Source organism: Trabulsiella odontotermitis, from assembly GCF_001188485.1.
Lineage (GTDB): Bacteria > Pseudomonadota > Gammaproteobacteria > Enterobacterales > Enterobacteriaceae > Trabulsiella > Trabulsiella odontotermitis_A.
In genome coordinates this window covers 23,925-33,196 of record NZ_JNGH01000027.1, presented here as the reverse complement: position 1 = coordinate 33,196, position 9,272 = coordinate 23,925, and the positions used below count along the sequence as shown (strand labels likewise).

Here is a 9,272-nt window from a genome sequence, read left to right as displayed (position 1 = left end):
CTTATCGGTCATGGCATGGACATTGACGATAACGAGGCAGCGAAAGCCGTTGCACATGCTATTCTGGGGGCGGTCACTGCGCAACTGAACGGCGGTAATGCAGCGGCAGGCGCTGCAGGTGCGGCAACCGGAGAGCTGATTGCGCACCAGCTCTTCCCGAATATCCCGAAAGACAAGCTGAGCGAAGAACAGAAACAGCTGATTGTGGCGCTCAGCACTGTGGCGTCTGGTCTTGCAGGGGGTATTGCTGGCAACAGTACAGCCGGGGCATTGACTGGGGCTCAGGCAGGGAAAAATTCGGCTGAGAATAACTCGCTCAGCGAGGAAGAAGAAAAGCGGCTTGGACTGCGACCTGCCAAAATTATTGACATTAACCCCTTATTTAATAGTACTGCCAAAGTTCTTGATGAGAATGGCGATCCACTGAAAGGTGGTGGTGGGATAGCTAAGGGTGGTAAATCTAAAGATACTCAGATTTGGACAGAAACCAAGAAGGCAGAACCTGTGGGTAATGCCTATGGGCACTGGACAAAACATGGGAAAGAGTTTCCTGAGTATCAGAATGCTAAGCAATATGTTGATGCAGCCCATAATTTTATGACAACCCCACCGCAAGGCACTTTAACTAAAACTCGCCCTAACGGAGACTCGCTGTATTATAATCCTGCGACTAATGTCTTTGCTTCAAAAGATATAAATGGTGTACCGCGTACAATGTTTAAACCAGAGAAAGGTCTCGAATATTGGAACAAGCAATGATGAATAATGGCTCTTATCCTTGTCCGTGCTGTGGAAATAAGACAATCGATGAGCCGGGTTGTTATGAAATTTGCCCTGTATGTGGGTGGGAAGATGACCCTGTACAATCGGCTGATCCAGATTTTTCTGGCGGGGCAAACTCTCCGAGTTTAAATGAGGCGAAACGAGCATTTAACAAACAGTAACTGAATATTTTATCCCAGCCACCGAGCCGGGATTGTTTCATCAGCCTTTACCCACAATATCCGTCCCAACGCTTGTACACTGGCAGATCACCGGTGCGCCTAAACCTGTTGTAAGCATCCCTGAAAACAGTGTCAGGTTAAACTGGAATATCCGGATCGACTTCTGTTGTTCCGACATTGGTGAGTCGTTGCAGCTCTGTATTCAGAGTTGTGACCACTACAAGATTCGCTGACACGGTCTTACCATCTTTGCTATCACTCTGACCGCTATCCCCCACTCGTTCCGCGCCAGCTTATTCGTCATCGCCATTAATACGATGACTGCTGCGCTGCGCGCCCCCACAAGGTGCAACACCATCCCCCCGTTATCGGCTTTTGTTCGGGAGAATTCATTTACGCTGACGTTATCAATGGGAGTTGGGTAGTTAGCAAAAGTACGCGTTTTTACCAGCGCCCTGAGCGGCACCAAAATTGCATAATTCAGAATCAGTTTGCACAAACCATGCCCGTGGCGTGGCACCGTTCAACGTGAGGGGATAAGCATGAAAGTTGAGATCAAGCGCCCTGGAAACACGGATTCCACCAGGCTTAAAGAGGCGTTCACCAGGCTGTTTGCCCGGACGCAATCATTGGGTTTTGATGCAGTGATTTACCACTATACGCCGGTTCCGCGTTCGCCTGAGGGTGAACTGATTACCCCTTCGCTACTGGAAATGCGTAATGCGCCGGACGATATGCACCAGTTATGGTGCGAGCGCGGCTATTATCAGGCCGACCCGGTGCAACATTACGCATTGCAGAGTTGCGCGCCTTTTGTCTGGTCATATCAACACCCGGCAAGCAGCGTGCTGCGCCATATGCTGGACAATAACGCGCGTGAAGTCAGCCGCTACATGTGCGAGAACAATATGTCCAGCGGCGCAACCGTACCGTTGCATCTCCCGAATGGCGGATTTGTTACCCTGACAGGCATTTTAACCAGCCAGCATCCGCCGCCTGGTATCAATGATACCCTCGCCCAGATGATGTTTCTTGCACATCACTTTCAGGAGACAGCTTTTCCGCTGTTTGACGCCTCAATGCGTACCTGTCACCACATCCGACTGAGCAACCGGGAGCGCGAGTGTCTGGCGTGGTCCGCCAGGGGGCTAACGGCAAAAGAGATCGCCCGTAAACTGCATCGCTCGGTCGCAACGGTCACGCTACATCTGAACACAGCGGCGAAAAAACTCGGCGCCACAAATCGCGTACAGGCTGTGGTACGCGCGATGCACTACCGCCTGCTCGACAGTTAAGAACTAGCATTTTTACTAGTGTTCAACGCGGTCCTGGACGTTCTACCCTGAGAGTGGGTTCACTTCAAAGGAAAACGTCCCATGTATACCATTCGCGAAGGCTTTACCCCCTTTCAGGGCTATCAGACCTGGTTTCGCATCTGCGGTGATCTGCATAACGGGCAGACGCCGCTGGTGGTAGCTCACGGCGGTCCAGGTTGTACTCATGATTATGTTGATGCGTTTAAAGATATTGCCGAAACCGGACACGCCGTTATCCATTACGATCAACTGGGAAACGGGCGGTCTACCCATCTGCCGGATGTTGATCCCTCATTCTGGCAACCTTCCCTTTTTCTTGACGAGCTGACTAACCTGCTCCGGACGTTGGAGATTGATGACGACTACGCATTGCTCGGTCAGTCCTGGGGCGGAATGCTGGTGGCGGAACATGCCGTCACGCAGCCATCAGGCCTGAAAGCACTTATCCTCGCCGACACTCCGGCGTCCATGGCGTTGTGGATGGAGGCCGCCGCCAGACTCCGCGCTGAGCTGCCAGCGGAAGTGCAGGCCACGTTGCTGGAACATGAAAAAGCGGGAATGCTCGACAGTGAGGAATACAAAGCGGCAAGTATGGTTTTTTATCAGCGCCATGTTTGCCGCCTTGATCCCTGGCCAGAAGAACTCATGCGTACCTTTGCGGCGCTGGAGACCAACCCAGGCGTGTATCTGGCCATGAACGGCCCCTCGGAATTTCACATTATTGGCTCGTTGAAAAACTGGAGCATTATTGACCGGCTCGATCAAATTGCGGTGCCAACCCTGCTCATTTCCGGGCGCTACGACGAGGCAACCCCGGAAGTAGTGCAGCCTTTTATGGACAAGATAACCGGCGCGCAGTGGGTCATTTTTGAGAACTCCAGCCATACGCCCCATATAGAAGAGCGACAACGTTGTATACAAATCGTTGGGGATTTTCTAAAGGCAAACTGAAACCGCTTGAGGCCCAACAGGATTCGAATAGATGACCTTTTCTGTTTGTTATTACTAGTTTTTTACTTGTTCGAAAAACGCCGACCTGGGCCTGACGACCACGTGCACTCGCAAGTGCGCTACCGCAGGAGGAGAAGAACACCGCGCAACTGCACACGCTGCTTGCGCTGTCCAACCTGTGTCTTCTCAATCCAGCTCAGAAATATCCGCCAGAGGCGACAATGTTTTCCCCGGTAATCCAGCCAGAGGCCTCGGATGCAAGAAACAGAGCCACGGGCGCAATGTCGGTGGTTCGGCCAAAACGTCCCAACGGAGTTCGGCTTATCCAGTCAGCTTCAAAGTCGTTACCAATCATGTTGGCGGCATGGGTTCCTTCGGTCTCCACGCCGCCCGGACTGATGGCATTCACACGAATGTTTCTAGGGCCAAGCTCTTTCGCCAGAGATCGAGTAATAGCATCAACTGCGGCTTTCGTCGCGGCATAGACCGAACCGTGCGCTGGTGCAGTTCGGTTTGCTACGGAACTAATGTTGATTATGCTGCCGCCGCCGCTTCCAAAATGCTGCACAAAAGCCTTCGTGGTAAGGAGGACACCCAGAACGTTGATTCCAAACTGCTCATGGAAACTCGCCTCGGTGAACTCGTCAATCGGACCGAACGAGAAGACCCCGGCATTGTTCACGACAATATCGACGCTGCCAAAGGTGTCCACCGCCGCCTGGAAGACAGAAGAAACGTCATGGGATGAAGTAACGTTTCCCTGGACAGCGAGGGCGCTTCCCCCTTCCCTCTGGATATCGGAGACAACCTTCTCCGCCGCAGCACGGTCCCGTGCGTAGTTGACCACGACGGATGCGCCCTCGCGCGCGAACTGCCGGGCGATCTCCGCCCCAATGCCCCTGGACGCACCGGTAACTATCGCGACCTTTCCTTCAAACAGTTTCATTTATTTCTCCATCAATCAATCGTACAGAGATAGTCGGACATTCCGGCGGCGCGATAAAGAACGCTGCGGTCGACGGTCTGTCTCCCTCGAAGCGCCAATGACGCTTGACCTCTGCCTTGATAGTAAGCAACTGCCGCCACGGCTGTGGAAATGCCCGCATAGAAAATGTCCACAGACGGCGTAGCGCTGCGTTGATTGATGTAGTCCTGTATCGAATCGGGTGTGCCCGAGATAAAGGCCGGGTGCAGCGCCCTGGTGTCTCCGATCGGGAGACAATTTCAGTTGCGCGCGGCGCCCACCTACTTCTTCTTCGGAGCAGCCTCGTCCTCCTGCTCTTTCATCGCCGCAGCCAGATGGTTCAAAACGGCACGCGTCTTTGCCGACATGCGATGACCTACCGGGATGAGGGCATGCACCGGCGGGCCCTGGACGTCGGCCGACGCCAGGATGTGGACCAGTCGTCCCGCATCGACATGCGGCCTGGCGACTCGGTCATAAATCTGGCTGATGCCGATACCGTTGATGGAGGCATCCACAAGTGCCTGCCCGTCCGCCAGGACCATGACCGGCGACGGACTGAGCTCGCGCACCTGGATGCCATCGTAAAGCTTCCAGGGCCGCTGTTTCCCGGACGGTCCCCGAAACACCACCGCGTCATGCGAGGCGAGGTCTGCGACGCTAGTAATCGGAGAACGCCTGGCCAGGTAACCTGGCGATGCGTAGAGGCCCAACTGCAGGTTGCACAGCTTGCGCACCGTCATCTCGCTGTCGACAGGCAAGTCGCCGATGCGGACTACGATGTCCCAGCCCTCGGCCACTGCATCTGAGAAGCGGTCGGTGAGTGCCACGTCCAATGTCACTTTCGGATGCTTTTTGCGCAAGGACGCGAACGAGGGGATCAACAGTCGTCCGAAGCCCGCTGGCAAGTCGATGCGCACGCGGCCGATGGGCTCGGCGCTGCGTGCTGCCAAAGCCTGTTCCGCCTCCTTAAGCCCCTCCAGGGCTGCCTGCGATGCGGCAAGGTACGTCTCGCCGTCTTCGGTCAGGTGCACGGCCCGCGTAGTTCGTTGGAACAGTCGCGTTCCAAGATGTTCCTCCAGTCTCTGAACCGCTTTACCCATACCCGCTTTTCCTGTTCCAAAAAATTCCGCCGCGCGAGTAAAGCTGGCGTACTGGGCAACAGCAATAAATGCCTGGATATCCTGTATTGACGGTGCATTTTTCTTCAATTCTTTCTCCTGCCATTTCGTTAATTAATTTACTAAAAGGCTACAGTGTGTCGCCATTTTGGCTATTTATAAACATTTTACGACCTAATAGGCTAAAACACACGGAGGTGACCAAAGGTTGCCCGATAAACAGGAGTAAAATAATGTCTGCCCCTCAAAACCCCATTAGCGATGCGATCATTCCTTTTCGCGTACAGGTTCCCCAGCATATTCTTGATGACCTTCACCGGCGTCTGGTTGATGTGCAATTACCAGGAAAAGAGATCGTTGATAACGCTTCACAAGGGCCACGTCTGGACACCATCAGAAGACTTGTCGATTACTGGAAGGACTATTATGACTGGCGGCATCTGGAGGAACACCTCAATAGTTATCCGCAATTTGTTACGACCATCGATGATGTTGAAATACACTTCATGCACATCAGATCCAAACATGAGAATGCTTTACCGCTTATAATGACGCATGGCTGGCCTGGGTCAATCATCGAGTTTCTCGACGTCATTGATCCACTGACCAACCCCACAGCCCATGGGGGGCATGCAGAAGATGCCTTTCATCTGATCATACCCTCTTTACCCGGATATGGTTTTTCTGGAAAACCTATAACCATGGGTTGGAACCGGGAACGGATTGCGAGAGCCTGGCATACACTGATGATGCGGCTTGGATACAAGCAATATGTAGCTCAGGGAGGAGACTGGGGAAGCCATGTCACTCTTGCAATGGGGCAACAACGCCCTGTCGGGCTACTGGCGATTCATACTAATTTGCCATTGGTAACACCTGAGGTTAGACCAGAAAACCCCTCGCCAGAAGAACGGCTGGCGTTTGAACAGTTGGAGCGGTTCGCCTCAGAAGGTTCATCCTATTACCAGCAAATGCTTACGCGTTCACAGACGATTGGCTATGCCTTATCAGATTCACCGACGGGGCTTTTAGCCTGGATGTTTGAAAAATTCGAATCATGGTCCGACAGCGATGGAGACCCGCTATCCACGCTTGGATATGACAAGATTCTGGATGATGTTACGCTCTACTGGGTGACTAATTCGGCTACGTCGTCGGCACGATTATATGCAGAGCATCCTGACCTCAATTTTTATGCGATGCCGGTTTCGATTCCTGTGGGAGTCTCAGTATTTCCGGGGGAGATATGGACCCCTCCACGAAAATGGGCAGAGCAAACCTATCCACAGTTGATGTACTGGAATAAAGCTGCGCATGGCGGACATTTTGCTGCATTTGAACAGCCTGAGATTTTTGTCAGTGAAATACGAGCAGCTTTTAATAGCATTCGCCACTAACTTATTAATTCCTGGAAACCGCCAAATGTGGCGGTTTTTTTATTTTTATTGTATCCATTATCGACACAAACAGTATCTGGCTCAGTTATTTATATTTTTTTTATCAACGATATGATGAGTTCTGTTAATTCAAGACGCAAAGGTAATAATACGATGAAACTTTATATCGCTGATAAAACATGTTCTGAAGCCATCCAGATTGTCGCTCATCAAATGGCGTTAAAACTGGAACTTATTCATGTCGATTTTGCCAGTAATACAACATCGAATGGAGAGGATTTTCGCTCAGTTAATCCTTTGTTTTACGTTCCCGCGCTGGTAACAGACGAACAAGAAACACTAACAGAAGGACTGGTCATTCTGAACTGGCTTGCTGACCGGAACCCAGAGGCAGGACTAGCTCCTGTCCCCGGAACGATGGCTCGCGTCAATCACGATCAACTTATGACATTTATCGCGACAGAAATTCAGCAAAGGCATGTTCCGCTAATGCGTAAGCTTATGACCGAGGAAGGCAAAGCCTGGATGAGTGGGAAAATAATAGCCGCCTATCAGTTACTGGACAACCGTCTGGCTGATGGTCGCTCATATTTAACCGGTGAGCAATTGACTATTGCAGATGCCTATTTATGGGCGACCTTCTGGAGCGAACGTTCAGGCGTAGACATTCACCACTTGCAACATATTCAATCGTGGAAAAAACGAATGGATATGCACCCGGCAGTACAGCAGGCATTGCAAGATGAAATGGATATTGTTACCCACCACCGCTCACTGTTGTCTGCCTGATTGTATATTGCGCTGCCTTCACCTGCAGCGCCTAACACCAGAGAAATTACCATGTTTCAGGATAACTCATCTTCCGCGCAAGACGCATGCTGGGTGCTGCTTGCTGTTTGTCTGGCGGCACTGGCTTTACCGCTAAGCTTTACTGGCGGAGCGCTGGCGACTCACATCATTGGATTGGAATTTAGCGCTTCTCCATCACAATTAAACTGGATAACCAATAGTTTTATGCTGACATTTGGTAGTTTAATGCTGCCCTGTGGTGTACTGGCTGATGTTTATGGGCGCAAACGTTTATTTATTAGCGGTGTCGTGCTTTTTGCCCTGACATCACTGATGTTGAATTTTTCTCATGGGATTGGATTTTTTAATATTATGCGTGCACTACAGGGCGTTGGTGCGGCCGCAGCACTTTCGGGGGGATCTGCCGCTTTGGCACAGGAATTCTCCGGGCATGCTCAAACATGGGCATTTGGTATGATAGGGACAACGTTTGGTATTGGCCTTGCTGCGGGGCCCGTCATTTCCGGGGTATTAATTGCCCATTTTGGCTGGCGTTCAATCTTCTTGCTTGGAGTGGTCATTGATTGCTTTGCATTGATACTGGCGTTAAAAAAAATGCGTGAAACGAGGATATCGACTTTCATTCGTTTTGATTGGCCAGGTGCCCTGACTTTTGTTATTGCTATTGCGTCTCTGACCCTGGCGCTCAATACCGGACCAGTGTACGGATGGCAATCTGTGGTCGTAATCAGTCTTTTTTTGCTTTCTCTTGGGGCTTTTATCTCTTTTGGCTGGCTGGAAAAACATGCCAGTTATCCGCTTCTTGATTTGTCGCTATTTAAATATGGCCGTTTTTTGGGAGTACAAATTCTTCCATTGTCAACCTGCTACTGTTGGGTCGTCCTGCTAGTTTTGCTACCGTTGCGATTTGTAGGCATAGAGGGTTATAGCGAGATACAGACAGGGATTATAATGTTGGCACTCTCAGGGCCTGTTCTGTTTATACCATCCCTTGCCGCTTTTCTTGCCAAATATATCCAGGCAAATATTCTGGCGGGTGGTGGATTGCTATTAGCTGCGACGGGTATCTACTGGTTAATACATATTCCATCTAATAGTCCTGTAACATACTTGCTCGCACCACTGGTGTTAATAGGTTTTGGCGCTGGCTTCCCATGGGGATTAATGGATGGGTTATCAGTTACAGTGGTTCCCAGAGATAAAGCTGGAATGGCAAGTGGTATTTTTAATACCACCAAAGTCGCCTGTGAAGGCATCACATTAGCTATTGTTAATGCTCTCTTGGCTACGTTTATTTTGAATACACTGCGGCAATCTACACATTCTGAAAACCAGATTGCCGATGCGGCTCGCCTGCTGGCAACCGGGAATCTTAATAGTGCAGGACATATTCTGAATATAGCAACATCAACCTCTCTTAGACAGATCTATAACGATGGTTTCGATACATTGCTGTACGTATTGACGATAATGACATTACTTGCAGCTGCGTGCGTTTTTGTCTTGCTCTCACAAAAACAAAAACCGCTGGATTAGATACGTCCTCCGCCTCCGGCCTCACCGTGTAGAGAATCACAAATGCCGTCGGCATCAGTGCTGACATGATGAGGCCTTCTTAACACACTTCTGACTGATGCCCTGATACCACTTGGTTTTGGTGTAACTGAGTTGACCTGGAAATGGTACGCCCTACAGGATTCGAACCTGTGACCTACGGCTTAGAAGGCCGTTGCTCTATCCAGCTGAGCTAAGGGCGCACTGAGAAGTTG

General features: G+C 50.8%; 9 protein-coding genes and 1 tRNA gene. 7 read left to right on the top strand and 3 right to left on the bottom strand.

The genetic code is table 11. The features are described from left to right. From GM30_RS01865 to GM30_RS01850, 4 genes are all read left to right on the top strand, one after another. Window positions 1–759, top strand: a 759-nt coding sequence (locus GM30_RS01865) for a VENN motif pre-toxin domain-containing protein (protein ID WP_072093999.1), incomplete at its 5' end; no start/stop codon positions are given. Further along, a complete protein-coding gene (locus GM30_RS23545; protein ID WP_420802245.1) occupies window positions 756–944 on the top strand; it encodes a CPCC family cysteine-rich protein in 189 nt (62 codons plus the stop codon). The genes GM30_RS01865 and GM30_RS23545, both read left to right, overlap by 4 nt. 542 nt (window positions 945–1,486) lie before the next feature. Beyond that, on the top strand, window positions 1,487–2,239 hold the full coding sequence (locus GM30_RS01855; RefSeq protein ID WP_049847262.1) for a helix-turn-helix transcriptional regulator: 753 nt from the start codon (window positions 1,487–1,489) through the stop codon (window positions 2,237–2,239). Window positions 2,240–2,320: 81 nt separating this feature from the next. Next, a complete protein-coding gene (locus tag GM30_RS01850; RefSeq protein WP_049847261.1) occupies window positions 2,321–3,211 on the top strand; it encodes a proline iminopeptidase-family hydrolase in 891 nt (296 codons plus the stop codon). Between the two features lie 196 nt (window positions 3,212–3,407). On the opposite strand, the gene GM30_RS01845 is transcribed toward GM30_RS01850, so the two are convergent. Beyond that, entirely contained in the window at window positions 3,408–4,157 is a 750-nt protein-coding gene (locus GM30_RS01845; protein ID WP_049847260.1) for an SDR family NAD(P)-dependent oxidoreductase, read from the bottom strand. Between the two features lie 299 nt (window positions 4,158–4,456). Continuing rightward, window positions 4,457–5,386 (bottom strand): LysR family transcriptional regulator, encoded by a 930-nt coding sequence (locus GM30_RS01840; protein ID WP_049847259.1) that lies wholly within the window; start codon window positions 5,384–5,386, stop codon window positions 4,457–4,459. Window positions 5,387–5,529: 143 nt separating this feature from the next. On the opposite strand from GM30_RS01840, the gene GM30_RS01835 reads away from it, so the two are divergent. The 3 genes from GM30_RS01835 to GM30_RS01825 are packed head-to-tail and all read left to right on the top strand — an operon-like array spanning window position 5,530 to window position 9,039. Further along, entirely contained in the window at window positions 5,530–6,693 is a 1,164-nt protein-coding gene (locus GM30_RS01835; RefSeq protein WP_049847258.1) for an epoxide hydrolase family protein, read from the top strand. A gap of 27 nt (window positions 6,694–6,720) precedes the next feature. Beyond that, on the top strand, window positions 6,721–7,482 hold the full coding sequence (locus GM30_RS01830; protein ID WP_202966996.1) for a glutathione S-transferase C-terminal domain-containing protein: 762 nt from the start codon (window positions 6,721–6,723) through the stop codon (window positions 7,480–7,482). A gap of 51 nt (window positions 7,483–7,533) precedes the next feature. After that, window positions 7,534–9,039, top strand: a complete 1,506-nt coding sequence (locus GM30_RS01825) for an MFS transporter (RefSeq protein WP_049847256.1) — start codon at window positions 7,534–7,536, stop codon at window positions 9,037–9,039. Between the two features lie 144 nt (window positions 9,040–9,183). Here GM30_RS01825 and GM30_RS01820 read toward each other — a convergent pair. Beyond that, window positions 9,184–9,260 (bottom strand) — tRNA-Arg (locus GM30_RS01820). Between the last annotated feature and the right edge of the window lie 12 nt (window positions 9,261–9,272).

What these genes read in the sequence shown, in the direction of transcription:
- GM30_RS01835 (WP_049847258.1), top strand. Translation starts at nt 5,530, where the DNA reads ATGTCTGCCCCTCAAAACCCCATTAGCGATGCGATCATTCCTTTTCGC.
- GM30_RS01845 (WP_049847260.1), bottom strand. Translation starts at nt 4,157, where the DNA reads ATGAAACTGTTTGAAGGAAAGGTCGCGATAGTTACCGGTGCGTCCAGG.
- GM30_RS01825 (WP_049847256.1), top strand. Translation starts at nt 7,534, where the DNA reads ATGTTTCAGGATAACTCATCTTCCGCGCAAGACGCATGCTGGGTGCTG.
- GM30_RS01855 (WP_049847262.1), top strand. Translation starts at nt 1,487, where the DNA reads ATGAAAGTTGAGATCAAGCGCCCTGGAAACACGGATTCCACCAGGCTT.
- GM30_RS23545 (WP_420802245.1), top strand. Translation starts at nt 756, where the DNA reads ATGATGAATAATGGCTCTTATCCTTGTCCGTGCTGTGGAAATAAGACA.
- GM30_RS01850 (WP_049847261.1), top strand. Translation starts at nt 2,321, where the DNA reads ATGTATACCATTCGCGAAGGCTTTACCCCCTTTCAGGGCTATCAGACC.